This window comes from Corallococcus sp. AB018 (assembly GCF_003986945.1).
Lineage (GTDB): Bacteria > Myxococcota > Myxococcia > Myxococcales > Myxococcaceae > Corallococcus > Corallococcus exiguus.
In genome coordinates, this window is the sequence record NZ_RAWR01000026.1 from 1 (window position 1) to 19,153 (window position 19,153).

Annotated in this window: 15 protein-coding genes and 1 pseudogene; 10 read left to right on the forward strand and 6 right to left on the reverse strand. The window is 65.0% G+C overall.

Annotated features, from left to right (window positions below; genetic code table 11):
* The first annotated feature begins 78 nt into the window (after positions 1–78).
* A complete protein-coding gene (locus tag D7Y11_RS08420) occupies positions 79–927 on the forward strand; it encodes a CHAP domain-containing protein (RefSeq protein WP_126933422.1) in 849 nt (282 codons plus the stop codon).
* Between the two features lie 95 nt (positions 928–1,022).
* Here D7Y11_RS08420 and D7Y11_RS08425 read toward each other — a convergent pair whose 3' ends face one another.
* The 4 genes from D7Y11_RS08425 to D7Y11_RS08440 form a co-directional block, all read right to left on the reverse strand.
* The gene (locus D7Y11_RS08425) at positions 1,023–2,219 is read right to left on the reverse strand and encodes a glycosyltransferase family 2 protein (RefSeq protein ID WP_120600211.1); all 1,197 of its coding nucleotides are present in this window, start codon (positions 2,217–2,219) and stop codon (positions 1,023–1,025) included.
* Positions 2,220–2,374: 155 nt separating this feature from the next.
* Complete coding sequence (locus D7Y11_RS08430; protein WP_126933423.1) at positions 2,375–4,393, reverse strand: zinc-ribbon domain-containing protein; 2,019 nt, start codon at positions 4,391–4,393, stop codon at positions 2,375–2,377.
* A 9-nt stretch (positions 4,394–4,402) separates the two neighbouring features.
* Positions 4,403–4,702, reverse strand: coding sequence for a helix-hairpin-helix domain-containing protein (locus D7Y11_RS08435; protein ID WP_233607239.1), 300 nt, complete (start codon positions 4,700–4,702; stop codon positions 4,403–4,405).
* Positions 4,703–4,821: 119 nt separating this feature from the next.
* On the reverse strand, positions 4,822–6,099 hold the full coding sequence (locus D7Y11_RS08440; protein WP_126933440.1) for an aspartate kinase: 1,278 nt from the start codon (positions 6,097–6,099) through the stop codon (positions 4,822–4,824).
* A gap of 146 nt (positions 6,100–6,245) precedes the next feature.
* On the opposite strand from D7Y11_RS08440, the gene hutH reads away from it, so the two are divergent.
* Genes hutH through D7Y11_RS08455 form a run of 3 tightly spaced genes read left to right on the forward strand, consistent with a single transcriptional unit; the run spans position 6,246 to position 10,390 of the window.
* A complete protein-coding gene (gene hutH / locus D7Y11_RS08445; protein ID WP_126933425.1) occupies positions 6,246–7,769 on the forward strand; it encodes a histidine ammonia-lyase in 1,524 nt (507 codons plus the stop codon).
* 30 nt (positions 7,770–7,799) lie between these two features.
* Positions 7,800–8,648 carry a hypothetical protein gene (locus D7Y11_RS08450; RefSeq protein ID WP_126933426.1) on the forward strand — a complete coding sequence of 283 codons (849 nt, stop codon included), beginning with the start codon at positions 7,800–7,802 and terminating at the stop codon, positions 8,646–8,648.
* Positions 8,645–10,390: a zinc ribbon domain-containing protein gene (locus tag D7Y11_RS08455; protein ID WP_126933427.1), complete on the forward strand. Its 1,746-nt coding sequence runs from the start codon at positions 8,645–8,647 to the stop codon at positions 10,388–10,390. The genes D7Y11_RS08450 and D7Y11_RS08455 overlap by 4 nt, the downstream gene beginning before the upstream one ends.
* 261 nt (positions 10,391–10,651) lie before the next feature.
* On the opposite strand, the pseudogene D7Y11_RS08460 reads toward D7Y11_RS08455, so the two are convergent.
* Positions 10,652–11,023, reverse strand: a pseudogene (locus tag D7Y11_RS08460) (transposase); the annotation flags it as partial.
* A 242-nt stretch (positions 11,024–11,265) separates the two neighbouring features.
* Entirely contained in the window at positions 11,266–11,451 is a 186-nt protein-coding gene (locus tag D7Y11_RS44195; protein ID WP_233607240.1) for a hypothetical protein, read from the reverse strand.
* 184 nt (positions 11,452–11,635) lie between these two features.
* Between D7Y11_RS44195 and D7Y11_RS08475 the strand changes: the two genes are divergently transcribed.
* The 6 genes from D7Y11_RS08475 to D7Y11_RS08500 all read left to right on the forward strand — a co-directional run bounded on the left by D7Y11_RS08475 (position 11,636) and on the right by D7Y11_RS08500 (position 19,123).
* Positions 11,636–12,514, forward strand: a complete 879-nt coding sequence (locus D7Y11_RS08475; protein ID WP_126933430.1) for a hypothetical protein — start codon at positions 11,636–11,638, stop codon at positions 12,512–12,514.
* Between the two features lie 279 nt (positions 12,515–12,793).
* Positions 12,794–13,900: a serine hydrolase gene (locus D7Y11_RS08480; RefSeq protein WP_126933431.1), complete on the forward strand. Its 1,107-nt coding sequence runs from the start codon at positions 12,794–12,796 to the stop codon at positions 13,898–13,900.
* On the forward strand, positions 13,897–15,282 hold the full coding sequence (locus tag D7Y11_RS08485) for a serine hydrolase (RefSeq protein ID WP_126933432.1): 1,386 nt from the start codon (positions 13,897–13,899) through the stop codon (positions 15,280–15,282). The genes D7Y11_RS08480 and D7Y11_RS08485 overlap by 4 nt, the downstream gene beginning before the upstream one ends.
* A 108-nt stretch (positions 15,283–15,390) precedes the next feature.
* Positions 15,391–16,350: a 2,3-diaminopropionate biosynthesis protein SbnA gene (sbnA, locus tag D7Y11_RS08490; protein ID WP_199753707.1), complete on the forward strand. Its 960-nt coding sequence runs from the start codon at positions 15,391–15,393 to the stop codon at positions 16,348–16,350.
* A 43-nt stretch (positions 16,351–16,393) separates the two neighbouring features.
* A complete protein-coding gene (gene sbnB / locus D7Y11_RS08495; RefSeq protein ID WP_126933434.1) occupies positions 16,394–17,407 on the forward strand; it encodes a 2,3-diaminopropionate biosynthesis protein SbnB in 1,014 nt (337 codons plus the stop codon).
* 72 nt (positions 17,408–17,479) lie between these two features.
* Positions 17,480–19,123: a cyclic peptide export ABC transporter gene (locus D7Y11_RS08500; protein WP_126933435.1), complete on the forward strand. Its 1,644-nt coding sequence runs from the start codon at positions 17,480–17,482 to the stop codon at positions 19,121–19,123.
* Positions 19,124–19,153: the final 30 nt, after the last annotated feature.

Consider the following 19,153-nt stretch of genomic DNA (forward strand, 5'->3'; position numbering starts at 1 on the left):
GTTGCCTGGGTGGTTTTCTTGCCTACACGCGCCAGCGGAGGGAGCCTCTGTCCCAGGACGCTACAGGACGAGGTGGCCATGAAGCTGGGCGCATGGATGGCGATGCTGGCGATGACGACGGGCTGTGCGACGGGCTCCCCCACGGGGGCCTGGGTGGCGTCGGATGCCGTGCGCTACCGCTCCGCTTCCCCGCCGGCCTTCCCGCGCGCCGCGCTGTCCGAGGAGGTGGCGGTCCGTGACAGCGCCCCCGCGAAGACCTCCGCTCCGAGCAAGGCTCCGGCGGTAGCGAAGGCACCGGCCAAGAAGGCCCCGGCGAAGGCGCGCGTCACGCCCGCGAAGCAGACGGCCAACCCTGCCCCCACGGCCAATCCCCGCGAGCGCGTGCTGGCCACGGCGCGCGCGCTGGTGGGTCAGTCCTCCGTGCAGGTGAACGGCAAGCGCTACCCGGCGGACTGCACGGCGCTCATCGACGCCACCTACTCCCAGGCGGGCGTGAAGTTCCGGGGCACCCTCAAGCCCGGGGACAACGGTGTCACCGCGATGTACCGCTACGCCCAGGCGAACGGCCGCGTGTACACGAGCGGGCGCCCCGTGCCGGGTGACCTGGTGTTCTTCCGCGAGACGTACGATCAGAACCGCGACGGCCGGCGCAACGACGGCCTCACCCACGTGGGTCTGGTGGACGGCGTGGACGCGGACGGCACGGTCACCGTCATCCACCGGGTGAAGCGCGGCGTGGTCCGCTACCAGATGAACCTGGCGCGCCCCCACATGGCCCGCGATCCGAAGACGGGCGAGGTGCTCAACGACATGCTGCGAAGCCCCGGCCCCGGTCAGCCGCACGTGCTCACCGGCCAGCTCTTCGCCGCGTTCGGAAGCGTGCTGCCCTCCGGCCCGGCGAAGCCCATGGCAGTGGCGGCCCGCTGAAAAAGGAAAGCCCGCCGATTCCATCCGTGCGCTTCCGGAACCAGCCGGAGCGCCGCGGGGAACCGGCGGGCCTGGACTGCCAATTCGGTTGAAGGTCAGGTCGACGTGGACGTCGGCACGCGAGCCGTGCGGTCCCACGCGGCGCGCTGCGAGTTGCGCAGGAAGCGCCAGAAGCCCACCGCGATGGCCGCGTTCATCGTCACGAAGTAGTAAGCGATGGACGTGGCCTTCTTCGCGGCGCCGCTCTTGAAGACACCGGAGCGGCCCAGGTACGCCAGGGCGTAGAAGCCCAGCTGCGCGCCCAGCGTGAAGCGGTAGAACACGCTGTCGAGCAGGAACAGGTTGGCGACGAGCGCCAGCGCCATCAGCGCCGGAGCGCACCAGCGCAGGAGCTTGTGCGACCAGAAGGCGAACGCGGCGAAGCCCGCCGTGGGCAGCAGCAGCCCGGGCACGAGGCCCAGGCTCTGGAAGTTGCCCGCCGCGATGCGCGCGCGCCGGCCGAACTCCTTGCCGTAGTCCTCCGTCGTCTCCTCGTGAGCGACGGCGCCCTCCTCGTAGACGACCTTGAAGCCGCTCTCCAGGATGCGCAGCGGAATCACGAAGTCATCCACGATGGTGGACGGCGGCAGCTGGGTGAAGAGCGAGCGCCGGATGGCGTAGAGACCGCCGTTGGCCCCCACCACCGCGCCGCGCCGGCCCTCGTACATCTTGATGAGGGACTCGTAGCTCCAGTACGCGCTCTCCTCGTAGTCCTGCTTCGTGGGGTTGTAGAGGCGCAGCTTGCCGCAGACGGCGCCGACCTCCGGATCCTCGAAGTGGCGGACGATCTTCCGCACCGCGTCCGCGTCGATCATCGTGTTCGCGTCCGACAGCAGCACGATGTCGCCGTGCGCGGACGGGATGCAGCGGTTGAGCACCGTCGTCTTGCCGGCGCGAGCCGCGGGCGACAGGCGCACGCGCGGATCCGCGCACTTCTGCACGAGGCCGTCCGTGCCATCCGTGGAGCCGTCCGAACCGATGACGACCTCGAAGCGGTCCGCCGGGTAGTCCAGCGCCAGGCTGTTCCGCAGCTTGGACTCGATGCAGTCCGCCTCGTTGTAGGCGGCCACCACCAGACTCACCGAGGGCAACGGCCCGGCCTTGACGCCCACGCTGGCCGCCTCACCCGAGCGCATCCTGCGCAGGTTCTGGAAGACCTGGGCCGCGCCCTCCAGGGCGAACAGGCTCAAGGGATAGAGAAAATAAGTGTGCACGAGCGCAAGCGCCGCGCACCAGAAGAAGACCTCCGCCATCGACCCACCCTCCGAACCCCGAGTCCTCGACACCCAGGGACGAAGCAAGGTGCATGCCTGGGCGTCCAGAGGGACTTCAGGGCGAGGGAGCCACCGAGCCCCCGGGACGGACTGGAGTTTCTCCAGGGTGAGGCGGAGGTGATCCGGTCAACGTTTCAGGGCGAGGGCTCGGAGGCCGCGGTTTGAGCGAGCATGCGCCTGGCCAGGTCGTGCTTGGGGTTGAGCGCCACCACTTCGTCCAGCAGGTTCCGGGCCGTATCCGGGTCGCCCTGGCGGATGGCCAGCCGGGCGCCCAGGACGAAGGCGCGGAAGAGGTACCGGTCCTGCGCGCGCAGGGCTTCCAGCTCCCTGGCGACGGCCTCGATGGTGGCGGGTGTGCCGGAGCTGAGGGCGTATTCGGCGCGGGCGAGGATGCTCCAGGACGGCGGGAGCTCCACCTGACGCAGGCGTTCCGCGAGGCCCAGGGCGTTGGGGGCTCCGGTCACCGCGGCGTAGAGGGCCTGGGCCTTGAGGCGCGCGGCGACGGTGGCGGCGGGCTCCACGTCCGGAGCGGCCCGGAGGGTCTCCATCAGCGCGTCGAGCGCCTTGCGCCGCTCGGCGATGTCGGTGCGCAGCGGCTGCATGTCGCGCTCGGTCGCGCGCAGGTCGTCATGGAGCGCGTTGGCCTGGCCCATCCAGTTCGGCGACGACTTCGCGGTGGTGACCGCATCGATCTCCCGCTTGATCGCGGACGCCTGGAGGTTCAGGCGGTCGAACTCGGCGTGCAGGTCACCCAGTTGAAGGATGTAGGCCACGGCCAGCTCGGCCTGGACCTCGGCGTATTTGGGGTGCGCGGTGGCCAGGACCTTGAGGTTCTGGATGGCCTGTTCGCGCGCGGGAGCGTCATCGAGGCGCAGGGCCCGCACGGCCTCTTCCTTCTTCGTCACGGCCTCCACGGGCATGGCCGAGTTGCGGTCACGGAAGACGGGATACGCCAGGTACCCGGCCAGGACGATGCCCGCGAGCACCGTGAGCCCGAGGAGCACCCAGCTCATCCCGGAGGAACGCCGGCTGCCGTTCTCGATGACGATGGCGTCGGCGCGGGAAGACGCGCCGAGCAGCTCCGGGGGCAGGTCGCCGGAGGGCTTCCGGGAAGGAAGGGGCCGGTCCAGTCCGCCCCCGAGCACCGACGCACCGGAAGGCGAAACCGCGGGCTTCGAGGGCTCGGTGCGAGCGAAGGGCGCGTCGTCGTCGGGTAGAGAGACGGTCGCGGTCGGCGAAGAGGTCGCCCAGGGCGCGTCGCCGTGGCCTTCCGGAACGAGCTTGGAGCGGGAGCCGCCAGCCGCCGACCACGGTGGATCCGCGGGGTCGCCCGAAGGCGAGATGCTCTCGAAGGAACGGGGAGCGGTGGAAACCGGAGAGGCCGACACCGAAACGGAATCCGACGGGCCCGACACCGCGCCAAACGCACGGGTCGCTCCAATGCTCGCATCGGCGGCACCCGAAGACGCGGGACCCGACACCGCGCCGAACGCACGCGTGGCTCCAATGCCCGCATCGGCGGCACCCGAAGGCGCAGGGCCTGACACGACGCCGAACGCACGCGTCGCTCCCCCACCCTCCGGCCCACGCGATGAAGAGCCGGGCTCCGCGAGGCGGAACGAACCCGAGGACGACGCGGAGACAGCGCCGAACGCGCGCGTCGTCGACCCAGGAGCCGCACCCTGCTCCGGCGGCGCCGCGGGAGGAGGAGTTCCCACACCGGGCCCCACTGCCCCGAAGGCCCGCGTCGTGCCCATCACCGCCGCAGCCTGTGCGCCGGACGCCACGGGAGCTTGCGCCGCGACCGGAGCGATGGACGGAGGCGGAGGAATCACGCCGGACGAAGTCAGCGCGCCCGAAGCCGGAGTCGGCTGCGGAACGAAGGATCCGGAGGCCGTGGTCGAACCCGCGAACAGGTTCGTGGACTTCAGGTTGGAAGCGCCTTCACCGCCGAAGATCTGCGTGGACGACTGCGCGCCCGTCCGGTCTCCCCCACCCGCCGGAGGAATCTTCGGCGCGGGAGCCATGACGCCGGTGGGCGAAGCCATGAACACGTGGCCACACCGCGTGCACTGCACCGACGCGCCACTGGGCGGCAGGAGTCGGGCATCCAGCACGTACTGCATCGAGCATTGCGGGCAGGCGATCTGCACCGGCCGTGCTTACCACACGCCTCCATCGGCCGCCGCCGCGTCCAGCACGGTGGCTGCCCGGAGGGTCTCCAACTTGGCAGCGCCCACACCGGGCACCGCGTCCACGTCCTCCCAGCTCGAGAACCGGCCCTGCTCCTCGCGGGCGGACACCAGCCGTTTGGCCAGGTCACGGCCCACACCGGGCAACAGGGCCAACTCCGACTCGGAGGCGGCGTTGAGGTCCAGCTTGAGCCCCAGCGCGAGCGCCTGTGCACCCTTGGGCACAGCCCCCGGGCCACATGTGGCCAGCCCCGCCGGGTCCAGCCGCACGGCCTCCGGCGGGCAGTCGAGCGAGGGCCGCGAATCCGGCCACCGCGCCCGAGCGGTGAAGCCCAGGGCGAGCAGCCCCAGGGACAGCGCCGCGAGCGCGGACGTGCGCCCGAACCGCTTCAGGCCTTCTGCCCCTGGAGCGCGTCCACTTCCGACACGGTGGGCGTGGCCGTCACGGGGGGCGGCGCGTCCAGCCCGAAGGCCGTGTGCAGCGCGCGCACCGCCAGCTCCGTGTACTTCGTGTGGATCACACAGGAGGTCTTGATCTCCGACGTGGAGATGAGCTGGATGTTGATGCCCTCCTGAGAGAGCGTCTGGAACATCCGCGCCGCCACGCCCGAGTGGTTGCGCATGCCCACGCCGACGATGGACACCTTGGCGATGGTGTCATCCACCTCGACGCCAGTGGCGCCCACGTCCTGCGCGGCCTGCTTCACGACCTCGTGGGCCTTGGCGAAGTCCGACTTGGCGACGGTGAAGGTGACGTCGGTGCGCCCGTCGCGGGACAGGTTCTGTACGATGAGATCCACCACGATGTGCTTCGCGTCGAGCGCCCCGAAGAGCTTCGCCGCGGCGCCCGGCTGATCCGGCACGCCCACCACGGTGATCTTCGCCTCGTTCCGGTCGTACGCGACCCCTCGAACCAGCACGTCCTCCATGGATGCGTCCTCCTCACAGACGAGCGTGCCCGGATCCTCGGTGAAGGAAGACTTCACCCACAGGGGCACCTTGTACTTCATGGCGAATTCGACCGAGCGGATCTGCAACACCTTGGCGCCCAGGCTGGCCAGCTCCAGCATCTCCTCGTAGGTGATGCGGTCCAGCTTCTTCGCGGCCGGGCACACGTTGGGGTCGGTGGTGTAGACGCCGTCGACGTCCGTATAGATTTCACACGCGTCGGCCTTGAGCGCGGCCGCCAGCGCGACGCCCGTCGTGTCGGAGCCACCGCGGCCGAGCGTGGTGACGCTGCCCGTCTCGTCCACGCCCTGGAAGCCGGCGACGACGACGATCTTCCCCTGCTTCAGCGCGGCGCGGATGGGCTCCGCGTCGATGCTCTTGATGCGCGCCTTGGAGAAGGTGCTGTCGGTGACAATGCGCACCTGGTGGCCGAGGAAGCTGACGGCCTTCCCGCCCTGCGCATGGATGGCCATGGAGACGAGCCCGATGGACACCTGTTCGCCGGTGGCGACGACGACGTCCTGCTCGCGCTCGTCGGGCCGGTCGGTGATCTGCGCCACCAGTTTGAGCAGGCGGTTGGTCTCACCGGACATGGCGGAGACGACCACCACGACGTCATGGCCGGCCTTCTGGGCGGCGATGCAGCGGCGCGCGACATTCTTCATGCGCTCGGTGTCACCCACCGAGGTACCGCCGTACTTCTGGACGATGAGGGCCACGGGGCTCACGACCTCCCTGCACGGACGGGCGCAGGCTATATGGGCGCCGGGGCCTGGGTGTAAAGGGCCCTCAACCTGCCTGCCGCGAATCCGCTAGCGTTCGTGGCCCAACGACTTTCAAGCCGCATACCCGGAGTAGCCCGCTCATGTCCCGCCCCCGCCTCCTCATCGATGGTGACACCCTGAAGCTGGAGGAGATCCTCCAGGTCTCCCGCCACGAAGTCACGGTGGAGCTCGCCCCCGAAGCCGCGAAGCGGGTGCAGGCCTCCCGGGCGCTGGTGGACCGGGTGGCTGCCGGAGACACGCCGTCCTACGGCATCAACACGGGCTTCGGCACGCTGGCGGAGGTGCGGATCGACCGGAAGGACCTGCGAGACCTGCAGCGCAACCTCATCCTGTCGCACGCCTGTGGCGTGGGGAATCCGCTGCCCCTGCCGGAGGCCCGGGTGCTCCTGCTGCTGAGGGCCAACGTGTTGGCGAAGGGCTTCAGCGGCATCCGGATGGAGACGCTGGGGCTGGCCATCGACATGTTGAACCGGGACGTGGTGCCGGTGGTCCCCGAGCGGGGCAGCGTGGGCGCGTCCGGAGACCTGGCCCCGCTGGCGCACCTGGCGCTGGTGCTGATTGGCGAGGGCGAGGCGTTCTTCGAGGGCGTGCGGATGCCGTCGAAGCAGGCGCTGGAGAAGGCGGGCCTGAAGCCGGTGGTGCTGGAGGCGAAGGAAGGCCTGACGCTGATCAACGGCACCCAGGCGATGTGCGCGGTGGGCACGCTGACGCAGCTGCGAGCGGAGCTGCTGGCGGACGTGGCGGACATCGCGGGAGCAATGACGGTGGAGGGCCTGCTGGGCAGCCACAAGCCGTTCCTGCCGGAGATCCACGCGGTGCGCCCGCACGCGGGCCAGAAGGCGGTGGCTGACCACCTGCGCCGGATTCTCAAGGGCAGCGAGCTGGTGGAGACGCACGTCAACTGCAGCAAGGTGCAGGACCCGTACAGCCTGCGGTGCATCCCGCAGGTGCATGGGTCGGCGCGAGAGGGATTGGCGTTCGCGAGGCGAATCCTGGAGGTCGAGGTGAACAGCGGGACGGACAACCCACTGGTGTTCGCGGACACGGAGAGCATCATCTCCGGAGGCAACTTCCACGGTCAGCCCATCTCGCTGGCGATGGATGTGGTGGCCATGGCGCTGACGCAGCTGTCCTCGATTAGCGAGCGCCGAGTGGAGCAGATGGTGAACCCGAGCCTGTCGGGTCTGCCCGCGTTCCTGGCGAAGAACTCCGGGTTGAACTCAGGGTTCATGATTGCGCAGGTGACGGCGGCAGCCCTGGTGGCGGAGTCGCGCATCCTGAGCCACCCGGCGTCCGTGGACTCGATTCCGTCCAGCGCGGGCCGCGAGGACCACGTGTCCATGGGAATGACGGCGGCGTTGAAGGGCCGACAGGTGTCGGAGTTCGCGCGTTCGTGCCTGGCGATTGAGCTGTTGGTCGCGGCGCAGGCGCTGGACTTCCGTCAGCCGGTGAAGCCCGGCAAGGGCGTGCTGGCGGCGTATGAGCTGATTCGTAGCAAGGTTCCGCACATGGACCGGGACCGCGAACTGCATCACGACATCACCGCAGTCACTGCGCTGGTGGAGTCTGGGGCGATTCGTGAGGCGGTGCGGTCGGCAGTATAAGTGGACCACATCGCAATGCACCTACCGCCCATGCCTGACAAATCAGACGCGAAGATCGACTCAACCAGTGCCGTGGCACCTTCCAGTCCCACGACATCGGATGCCCCGGTCAATCCGCCAGAAAACACTACCGAGCCCAATTCCCAGCCTACGCCAAACACAAATAGCCCACCCCCACACACAGATCCAACCACGACCGACGCGGGCGCGGATAGTTTCTCTCAAGAAATCATCAGGCATCTGGAAAAAACAAAAAGCGGCCTCACCGAGCAACTAGTCGTACAAAATCTAATTAAACACGGCTCACAGGCGCTCCAGTCATTTGACGCAGCAACCGCACTCCTGAGCCAAGGAAACTCCGACATCCAAGAACTGCTCAACGACACCCGAGACGAACTGCTCGACAGCTATCTCGGAGCAGCGCTCGGCCGAAACAGAATTGCCTTTGTAATGCTACGCGGCGTCATGGAAGGACTCTTCACAGCCCTGTATTACAGCCAGCAATTAATCTCCCTGAACCTCTGGGCATCAAACAAGAACTTCCTCATGGTCCACGAGATGTTTGCCTCAGACCATGAATTCAAACTCTACTTCAAAAACCTATTCGAAGACGAAGGCTTCAAAAAGCAGTGCCCGAACACATCCGCTTCAAACATTTTCGACGAGGCGGCAGCCGTCTACAAATTACTCAGCAGCCATGTACACAAGAAGACCACCCGCGCTCGACTGGAAACGGCTCAGTCTTTTGAACTATCAGTAGAACGAGTTTTCAGGATATATTTCACCTTTCTCGAACGCGAAGAAGACCTTACTGGCGTCTCATTTCCGACGCCTCAAACATTCAGCAACGCCTCGAAACCCAAAAAGGGCTCGAAATGACGCTTGATCAGGATGCACTGCTTGGCAGCGACAGAGCAGAGGACTTGACCTCCAAACAAGTCCTAAGCCTCTTTGCAGGCGCTGGCGGAGACGAGGCTATTGTTGCTCGTCTTATGTCGTCAGGAATGCATCTTCTGCAAGGCAGTCGGGGCACCGGCAAGACTATGCTGCTCCGGGTGGCGTATGAACGACTAAAGGCTGAGCGGCCGACAACGCTACCCGTTTTCGTGAGCTTCTCCAGATACCTAGCAACTTACAATGCAAACGCGGAACAGCGAAGTGGCTATAGCCCATTTCAACACTGGGTCTTCGCCAAGCTTCTCTCTGGAATCCGCGACAGCGTGAACGAAATTCGCCCTGAGGTTAAGTTAAAATCAAACATCTTCGGCCCAATCCCTTTAGACCAATACATCAGCCAGCTCGAAAGTCACCACGATCGCCCTGAAGTTGCCAATCCGGCAAAAGGCGCCGCTCTTCTTGGCGTCACGGAAAGCGACCTGGTGAATTTCGCGCGTCTTGATGGAATTCAACAACGAATCGTTGCTGCACTCGACGCCTGCGAGTTCGAGTCAGTTGCGTTTTTTCTCGATGAAGCAGCTCAAAATTTTGCAGAAGAACTACAGCCTGAGTTTTTCCAACTCATGCGCCACCTTCGGCATTATCGCATCTCAACCAAGGCCGCCGTATACCCCAACACCACTAACTATGGTCGAGACTTCGACGTCGGCCAAGACGCAATAACACTGTCGATAGATCGCCCAATCGAAAACTCCGAAGGAATGGCACTATTTCAAGAACTAGTGCGGCGGAGATTCTCAGACTCCAAAGTCGGTGCAATCCTGGCCAGGTCGGACGCCCAAACAAAATTTCTCATTAAGGCGTCTGGCGGCAATCCACGATGGTTTATTCATCTCCTCAACTGGGTCAATCTTGAGTCTGGCGACGTGATATCAAATGCCCAGGCAATGGCTGCAGCGAAACAACTCCCAGATCAAAACCTCTGGCCATACCTCAAACGACTCCAAGCGCGCCTACGCTCAAAGCAAAAGTACGTTGACGCAGCAGTCGACCTTGCCCAGGTGCTTATCGATGGAATCCGCGAAGCCAACAAAGGATACAAGCGCGACTCCAACGAAAGGCCGACTTGCTATGTTGCCATATCAACACACAAAACCGTCCCCTATCGCGTCCATGCCGCAATGAAACTTCTGCAGTATGCAGGCATTATCTTTAGCAGAGGCCCAAAGAAGATTACAGGGCGCGATCGTGCAGAAATGTTTTTAGTACACCCAGCAATTCTCGTTCGTGAAAATGCACTGTTCGGCGGTGAAGTAAACCTTCCTGTCGACGCCTGGGTTTCCGCACTAACAGATCCGGCACGCGAGCGCTTTAAGGAGTACACCAGAAACAGTCCGAGACTTCTTGATTTTTCGCCTGATGAGGATTCGGACCTTGTCGCTTGTGAATCCTGCGGCGCAGCCGTCCCCCAGGAGTCACGATTCTGCATGCAATGCGGAAAACCAATTTCCCACGCATCGCCCTACGAAGAACTACTGTCTCAACCAATTGAGGCTCTAGAACTTACGCCAGGAATCAAACAGCGAGTTCTGGCCCATGGGAAATTCAAAACAGTCGGCAGCATAAGGGCTGCCACAAACGAGGAACTTGATGACATCCCGGCGATTGGCGAGAAGCGAATCCCGTTGATCCGCTATGCCGTCGAGGAATTCTTAGCCGGATGACACAATAACTATTCCAGCGGAGATCTATGTATCTGGGGATTTGTCGCCTCTGCACCTTGCCGAACTAATCCTATGACCGAGTGAAGTCAGCGGGCTGGGAATGGAACTTCGCTCGGGCCTTCGGCACGGTGAATCGCCAGCGGTTCCGGAGTTGCGTAACCGTCCCGCCAATGACGTATCGGCGAGCTTGAAAGCAAGCCTCGGCCGTGCGTGGCGGGAGCCGCGAGGCCCAGTGGGGTGAGGTGTCGTAGTGAGGGAGCGTTAGGAGGAGTCAGTGGCGCGAAGACGCTTCCATTCGTGCGGCAGCAGCTCGCCGATTCGGGCATGCGGCTGTGTCTGGACGCGCAGCAGCACGTCGGCGAGGTAGGCCTCGGGCTTGGCGCCGTTGGCTTCGCAGGTGGCGACGAGGGCGTAGAGGCCGACGAGGTTCTGCCCCGCGGCCCCATGGCCGACGAAGAGGAAGTTCTTCCGGCCCAGGGCCGCTTTGCGCAGCGCCGCCTCGGAGCGGTTGTTGTCCAAAGGCAGGCGCTCGTCGGAGGCGAAGCGCGTGAGGGCGTCCCATTGCTTCAGGGCATAGGAGAGGGCCTGCCCCATGGGGCCTTTGGGCAGGTGGCACGGAGTCTGCGTCTCCAACCGTCCTCGCCCCAGGCCGTGCGCACCAGCGCCATGAGGCCGTCGATGGACTTGCGCATGTCCACTGGCTCCGTAGCCAGCACACGCGCACCGACGCGGGAAGGGTCAACATCGCGGCTTCACTTCCACAGAGCGGCGACAAGCCGGGCCACGTAGGCCACGTCCGTCCCGACGGCGAAACGCACCCGCGCGCCGCTTGCCGCCACCAGCACGGACTCGGACGCCACGAGGGCCGTCGCTACCTACACCGACAACAGTCGCACCGGCGCACCGCACGCCGTCGCGGCCCGCCGACGCCGGTACACCCAGGACTGCAACGTGCTCAGCCTCACGCCTCGCTGCTGCGCGAACTGCCGCTGCGTCTGCCCGCTGGCTTCGAAGGCTTCCGCGACGCGCGCCCACTCCGGCTTCTCCACCTGCTTCGACATACCCAGAAGTGTCCGCCGCGCACCGCTACCCCGACAATCCCTCACGGCACGTCGTTGGCCGGACGGCCACAAGAGTTCAACCCTCGACAAGCGCACAAAGCTCAACCTGGGGTAGCCTCAAGCATCACGAAATTGGCCTATGACCTCCAGAGCACTACCCAACACCCCAGACACCTAAGGAAAAATGGAACCGACAGAACCAAAGAACGACCCATTCCAATACATCAGAAACAAAACCCCCCGCGAACATCTAGACGCGCTACTAGCCAGCCTTCTAATAGGGTTCATTTTCGGCACACTTGGAGGCATTCTATCTAGTGCCATCGCAAGCACGATTGACAGCAACGCTGAAAGCGCATTCTTTTACGGCTGGCTGTTTTTTGGAATCATCCTTGGTGCATGGCAATTTCTAACGCATCACAAACCCAAAAAACCAAGAATCACACCCGAATTTGAATATTTATTACGCCAACAGCAGGAAATGTTTGAGCGCTTCTCGGCAGCCAGCCAGCGCGGCCAAGAAAATGGAGCAGCGCTAGCCAAAATCACCCTGACCGTCCGAGCCAACAACACCAGAAAAGACATGGATCGACTATGGGAACGATCCCGAATGGCATTCTTCATGGGCTGCACATTCTTGGTGGCAGCCCTTGGCGGCCCCATTGCTGCAATATGGCTTGTGTCAAAACACCAAGACTGGCGCTACTTCCTAGCTAGCATATCCACATCAGCAGTAATGTTAACAGCCGGAGCCGCACTATTTCGCCAAGAAAGCAGGCTGAGAGATCAATACCAATTCTCAAGCAACGAAATCGCCTACTTCGACAGATTGCAAGTGGCCATCGATTGTGCTGGCGCAGTTTCCAATGAACTATACTCAGAAACATTAAGGCAGATTGTTGGCCACTTAGTTAGTCCAGGACCTGCATTGGCCGCCAAGCCGCAGCCTAACCTTCCAGCCGAACCCGGAGGAGACAATCAGTCCAGCGGATTGGCAGAACGGATAGTCGATGCATCCGCACGTCTGGCAGGAAGCGCTCTTGCCCCACCAACCGCAAAATGACGCTGGGGCTTGCAAATATTTCCCGTAGTCAGATTAAACTTACCCCACGCTCTTCTTCTTAAATACAGTCGAGCAGCAACTGTTCGACGCCTACTACAGGTCTCGGCTAGACCGAGACAGACCGCCTTTGGCTATTAGATGGGTGCCTGCGCGGTTCTGGACAAGGAGGAACTGTCTCAAAGTTAAGGCCCACTTTGCGCGAAGCCCCACCGTTGCAATAAGCGTGGGCGATCAACGTACCGAGTTTCTGGGCCCACTCTTCTCGCATGGAGGAGCTTCATGTCCGTGAACCACTTCAAGCTGACCTGCCTGGGACTGCTTGCCGGCCTTTGCGTGCCGCTCCCTGCGCTTGCGGAAGATCGAATTCAGGATCGGGTCCAGCAGTTCACCGCGGACACGCACTTCAACGGCGTCGTCCTCGTGGGCAAGGGTGCGCGGGTGGACTACGTCGAAGCGTTTGGCCTCGCGGATGCCGAAACCCTGCGCCCCATCAAGCGGAACAGCCGCTTCTTCACGGGCTCCGTGGGCAAGTGGCTCGCGTCCATCATGGTCTTGCGGTTGGTGGATGACGGGAAACTGAAGCTCGACGAGCCCATCCTCACCTACCTCCCGGAGTACCGCGCGGACACCGGGAAACAACTCACGCTTCGCCACCTGCTCAGCAATGGCAGCGGCCTGCCCGACAGCCTCATGGATGCCTACGAGAAGGACCCCAGCATCCAGAGCGATCGGTCGCCCGTGCCCGACGCTGTCGCGAGGTTCGCGAGCGGGGACCTCGCGTTCGCCCCTGGCACCCGGTTCGACTACAACCTCACGAACTGGGTCCTCGTGCAGGCCATTCTCGAGCGGGTCTCCAAGGAGTCCTTCGAGCAGCTCGCCAAGCGGCTCGTCTTCAAGCCGCTGGGCATGGCGGACAGCGGTATCTCGGCGGGTGAATCCAAGGACATCCGGGAGCTCGCCCTGGGCTACAAAGCCCTGAAGCCGAAGGCGGAACGCAAGGCCTTCCTGATTCCGGCCTACATCGTCGCCGCGGGCGGCTTCTACAGCACCGCCGACGACATGCTCCGCCTCACCCACGGAGTCCTCTCCGGAAAGCTCCTGTCCACCGAGTCGCGCAAGGCGCTCCTGACCATCGAACATCCCGAGTCCGCGTATGCCCTGGGTGGCCGGGTGCGGACCTTCGCTGCGAAGAGGCGGCCCGCCCCCTACACCGTCGCGACCAACGATGGGACGGGCGGCGCGTACCGCACCGTCGCCTGGCGCGTCCTGGAGGACGGCCGCACCGTCATCCTCATGAGCAACCTGCGCCCGGATGACGCGAAGCTCTTCGACCTCACGGAATCGCTCCTGGAGCTCAAGCTGGCCCCGGCGGAGATGACCCCATGAACATCCGACACTGCGGTCTGCTGCTACTCCTGGGTTGGGCGCAGGTCGCCTGGAGCGCCCCGGACAAGGTAGACACCTTCCTGCGCGCGGAGATGGCTCGCAACCACATCCCTGGCGCCGCGGTCGCGGTGGTCCGTGACGGCAAGGTCATCAAGCTCGCTGCCTACGGCACGGCGAACCTGGAATGGAAAGCCCCCGCGAGCACTCGCACGGCGTTCCAGATTGCCTCCGGCACCAAGATGTTCACGGCCGTGTTGCTGATGGACTTCGTGGGCCAGGGCAAGCTCAAGCTCGATGCCCGCGTCTGCCAATACATCACTGACTGTCCTCCCGCCTGGAAGGACATCACCCTGCTCCACCTCGCCAGCCACACGTCGGGCCTCCGGCCTGGCCCTGTAGACGCGGACAACGCCAGCGTCACTGCCGCGATCGATGCGGCGAAGCGCGCCCCACTTGCTTCAGCCCCGGGTGAGAAGAACGCCTACGGTTCGGACGACTTCGTCCTCCTCACCCATGTCCTGGAGAAGGTCGGCGGCGCCCCCTACGAGCAGCTCCTGCGCGACCGCATCTTCACGCCCCTGGGCATGACGAACAGCGGCTTCGACCATGCCTCACTCACCGAGGCGCATGTCGTCCTGACCAGCGATGTCGTCGCGGAACGCTCGGCGACGTATCAATGGCGCACCGACCATCAGCAGCAATACTGGTTCATGTATCCGCGCTACACGCTGTCAGCCGGCGGCCTGTTCTCCTCCGTGACGGACATGTCCCGGTTCGCGACCGCGCTCATGGGCGACAAGCTCTTGAACGCGGACCTTCGCTCCTCCATGTGGACGCCGCCCACGCTCAATGACGGCAAGCCCAGCAGCTTCGCGGTGGGATGGACCGTGGGCCAGTACCGGGGACGCCACGAGGTCGCTCACAGCGGCGGGCCCGCGCTCTCCGACACCGTCTTCTACCCAGCCGACAAACTGGCCGTGGTGGTGCTCACCAACCAGCGGCGTCTGAGCCCTTCGCTCGCGCACGGCGTGGCCAAGCTCTTCCTGTCCCCTCCTCCCTTCCTGAACGAGCCCGGCATCACCGACGCCGCTCCCGAACGGACGGTGGCCTTGAAGGCCCTGCTGCCCGCACTGCTCGCGGGGAACGCGGACGCCCGCCACTTCACCGGTCCCGCGAAGGACTCGCTCGCGGATCTGAATGAGTGGCTGCCTATCGCGCTCGGCGGACTGCCTCCGCTGAGCCGCCTGATCCTCCTGGAGGACTCCGCGGATCATCTGTCGCGGACCTACCGCTCCATCCACGGGAAGGACCAGACGCTCCGCTGGATCGTCCGCTTCGATGAAGCCGGGCGGATCTCAGAGTTGGAGCCTCGGGACGAGTGACGTCCTCGTCAGCTCCAGCTCGGCCCTGTGACATGAAATGCTACTCTGTCACGGATTCCCAACGATTGTTGACTTCCAACTATTGAGGGACTATCGCTAGCACTCACCGTGCTACACACCCCCCTTATCGAACGAATTGCGGCCCTGCAGCTCGTCCTGAAGGAAACACCCACTGTGCGGCTGTCGTGGGAGGGACTGGATCTCCACGCAAAGCTGGAAGGCCAGAATCCCGTGGGCAGCCTCAAGGATCGGCCGGCGCTGTGGGTCCTCAAGCGCGCCGCCGAACGAGGGGAGCTGCACGAGGGCTCCACCATCGTGGAGTCGTCCTCCGGCAACTTCGCGTCGGCCCTGGCCACGTACTCGAAGCTGCTGGGGCTGAAGTTCATCCCGGTCATCGATCCGAACATCACGCCCGGTTACGAGTCCTTCCTGGAGCGCACGTGCGAGCAGGTGGTGAAGGTCACCGAGCGCGACGACATGGGCGGCTACCTGAAGACCCGCCTGAACAAGGTGCGGGAGCTCTGCGGCACCATCCAGGGCGCCTTCTGGCCCAACCAGTACGGCAACCCTGACGTCGTCGAGGCGCACTACTGGCTCACCGGCGAGGAGATCCGCCGGACGTTCCAGCGGCTCGACTACGTCTTCGTCGGGGTGAGCACGGGAGGCACCATCGCGGGCGTGTCCCGCCGGCTCAAGGAGGTGTTCCCCTCCATCCGCGTGGTCGCCGTGGACGCCCAGGGCTCCGTCATCTTTGGCGGGGCGGCCGGCAAGCGCTTCATCCCCGGCATCGGCGCCAGCGTGCGGCCTGAGCTGGTCAACCACGCGCTCATCGATGACGTGGTGTTGGTGCCGGAGTACGAAACGGTGCAGTGCTGCCGGGAGCTGCTCCTGCAACACAACCTGCTGGTGGGCGGGTCCTCGGGTTCGTGCTTCGCGGCCGTCAAACGCTACCTGCCCCGCTTCCGCGAGCTGCCTACGCCTCCCACCGTCCTGTTCATGTGCGCCGACCGCGGGACGGCCTACCTGGACACCATCTTCTCCCCCTCCTGGACCGCGCGCTTCTCCTGAGCCGCCGCGCCCCTGCTCGAGTCCACGAGCCCTCGAACACCCCATGACCTTCCCCTTCAACGTCATCACCGGAAAGACGATCCACTCCATCATCCAGGGCGCGACCCAGGAGTGCGTGGACCGCGTGCGGGACGCCTACCTCGCCCACGAGGAGAAGCAGAGCGTCAACCCGGACAGCTACTTCCTGCGCTTCCCGGAGAGGCCTCGCGACCGGATCATCGCGCTGCCGGCCTACCTGGGCGGCACCACCAACGTGTCCGGCATCAAGTGGATCGCCAGCTACCCGGACAACGTCGCGAAGGGCTTCCCCCGCGCCTCCGCGGTGCTCCTGCTCAACGACTATGAGACGGGCTACCCCTTCGCGTGCCTGGAGAGTTCCATCATCTCCGCGGCGCGGACCGCGGGCTCCGCGGTGCTGGCGGCGGAGTGGCTCAACGGCCGGAAGCGCCAGGTGCGCAGGCTGGGCATCGTGGGCAACGGCCTCATCGCCCGCTACATCTACACGTTCCTCATGGAGCTGGGCTGGGAGGTGGATGAAGTCCTCCTGCACGACCTGGTCCCCTCGGAGGCCGAGCGCTTCGCCCGGGAGTCGTGCCGGCCGGCGCGCCATGGCGTCATCCGCTGCGAGAAGGAGCTGGAGACCGTGGTGCGCTCCAGCGACCTGCTCGTCCTCGCGACGGTCGCCGGGGCGCCCTACATCCGCGACCCGGCCCTGCTGGCGCACAACCCCATCGTCCTCAACATCTCCCTGCGGGACCTGGCCCCCGAGCTGCTCCTGGCCTCGCACAACATCGTCGACGACGTCGAGCACGTCATGAAGGCCAACACGTCGCCCCACCTCGCGGAGCAGTTGAGCGGTGGGCGGGGGTTCGTGACGGGCACGCTCGCGCAGCTCATCCTGGGCCGCTGCCAGGTGGACCGCACCCAGCCCATCATCTTCTCGCCCTTCGGACTCGGCGTGCTGGACCTGGCGGTCGGCAAGTGGGTCTACGACGTCGCCGTCGCGCGTGACGAACACGTCGCCGTGAACGACTTCTTCTGGGAGCTCACCCGCTGACGTCCCATCGCGTGCGGAGGGGAAGGATCCTTCCGCTGCATCTGGGTCAGTGCCACGCCGCAGAGGCCCTTCATGTTCTCCCTGCTGTCGCTCCTGCTGCGTCGCTCCCGGACCTCGATGATCGTCATCGCGGTCACGGGCATCTTCTCCGGCTTTTGCAATAGCGCCCTGCTCGCGCTGATCAGCCATGCGCTGGGCACGGACCAGTCCAGCCTGAAAACAATGCTCGTGGGCTTCATCGCCCTGAGCGTGGGCGTGCTGGTGGGCAACACCGTGCCGGAGCTGCTGCTGGCGAAGGTGTCGCGCTCCATCACCGCGGAGCTGCGCCTCAAGCTGGGCCGCAGCATCCTCGTGGCGCCCTACCGGCGGCTGGAGATCATTGGCAAAGGGCCTGTCCTCGCGGCGCTCTCCCAGGATGTGCAGGCCATCGTCAACATCGCCTCGAAGATCCCCGGGCTCATCGTCTGCACCACCATCGTGCTCGGCTGCCTGGGGTACATGGCATGGTTGTCGCCCCGCGGGATGATGCTGGTCCTGCCCGCCATGACGCTGCTGGTGGTCTTCTATTACTTCGCGACCCGCAAGATGGTCCCCCTGTGGCGCGAGGAGCGCGACACCCAGGACGACCTGTTCCGCGAGCAGCAGCAGGTGCTGGACGGCATCAAGGAGCTCAAGCTCCACGAGCCGCGCCGGCGGGCGTTCATGGAGGAGGACTACGCGCCCGCCGTGGAGCGCACCCGGCTCAAGGGCATGCACGCGGCCATCAGCGTCGCGCTGATGGGCAGCTTCGTGCACTTCTTCACCTGGCTGGTGCTGGGCGTGATGCTCTTCGGCGTCTTCGCCCTCAGCGCGCACGACACCGACGCCACGCGCGGCTACGTGCTGTCGCTGATGTACATGTGGGGGCCGTTCCGAGGGCTGCTGGAGGACGTGGGCCGCTGGCCCCAGGTGAGCATCGCGCTTGACAAGCTCCAGCAGCTGGAGCTTTCGCTCACCGAGTCGCTCACCGAGGAGCCCTCCGCCCCTGCCGCGCTGGCCCTGCCCGCCGACGGGCGGCAGGAGGTGGTCGTCGAGTCGGCGACGTACGCGTTCAGCGACGCGGGCGAGGAGGCCGCCTTCCGCGTGGGCCCCATCGACCTGGCGCTGCGCTCCGGGGAGCTGGTGTTCGTGGTGGGTGGCAACGGCAGCGGCAAGACGACGATGGCCAGGCTGCTCACCGGGCTCTACACGCCCAGGTCCGGGCAGCTGCTCTGGAACGGGGTCCCGGTGACGGACCAGAACCGGGACGCGTACCGCAACACGTTCTCCGCCATCTTCACCGACTTCCACCTCTTCGAGAACCTGCGCGGCGTGGACCTCGCCCCGCTCCAGGGACGCGTGCAGGAGTACCTGCGGCTGTTCGAGCTGGACACGAAGCTCCAGGTCGTCAACGGGCGGTTCTCCACGACGAGCCTGTCCACCGGCCAGCGCAAGCGCCTGGCGATGGTCGTCGCGCTCCTGGAGGACAAGCCATTCTACCTGTTCGATGAATGGGCGGCGGACCAGGACCCCGAGTTCCGCGAGGTCTTCTACCGCCGGCTGCTTCCGGAGCTGGCCGCGCGGGGCAAGGGCGTGCTCGTCATCACGCACGACGACCGCTACTTCCACCTCGCGCACCGGGTCATCAAGCTGGAGCTGGGCAAGACCGTCGCGGCGGCGCCCGCTTCGGCGGCGTGAGCCCTTCGCATGCGCCCCACCCTCCTCCCC

Excerpts from the sequence above, each read along its gene's own strand:
- D7Y11_RS08420 (WP_126933422.1), top strand. The coding sequence starts at position 79 with ATGAAGCTGGGCGCATGGATGGCGATGCTGGCGATGACGACGGGCTGT.
- D7Y11_RS08425 (WP_120600211.1), bottom strand. The coding sequence starts at position 2,219 with ATGGCGGAGGTCTTCTTCTGGTGCGCGGCGCTTGCGCTCGTGCACACT.
- hutH (WP_126933425.1), top strand. The coding sequence starts at position 6,246 with ATGTCCCGCCCCCGCCTCCTCATCGATGGTGACACCCTGAAGCTGGAG.
- D7Y11_RS08450 (WP_126933426.1), top strand. The coding sequence starts at position 7,800 with ATGCCTGACAAATCAGACGCGAAGATCGACTCAACCAGTGCCGTGGCA.
- D7Y11_RS08455 (WP_126933427.1), top strand. The coding sequence starts at position 8,645 with ATGACGCTTGATCAGGATGCACTGCTTGGCAGCGACAGAGCAGAGGAC.
- D7Y11_RS44195 (WP_233607240.1), bottom strand. The coding sequence starts at position 11,451 with ATGTCGAAGCAGGTGGAGAAGCCGGAGTGGGCGCGCGTCGCGGAAGCC.
- D7Y11_RS08475 (WP_126933430.1), top strand. The coding sequence starts at position 11,636 with ATGGAACCGACAGAACCAAAGAACGACCCATTCCAATACATCAGAAAC.
- D7Y11_RS08480 (WP_126933431.1), top strand. The coding sequence starts at position 12,794 with ATGTCCGTGAACCACTTCAAGCTGACCTGCCTGGGACTGCTTGCCGGC.
- D7Y11_RS08485 (WP_126933432.1), top strand. The coding sequence starts at position 13,897 with ATGAACATCCGACACTGCGGTCTGCTGCTACTCCTGGGTTGGGCGCAG.
- sbnB (WP_126933434.1), top strand. The coding sequence starts at position 16,394 with ATGACCTTCCCCTTCAACGTCATCACCGGAAAGACGATCCACTCCATC.
- D7Y11_RS08500 (WP_126933435.1), top strand. The coding sequence starts at position 17,480 with ATGTTCTCCCTGCTGTCGCTCCTGCTGCGTCGCTCCCGGACCTCGATG.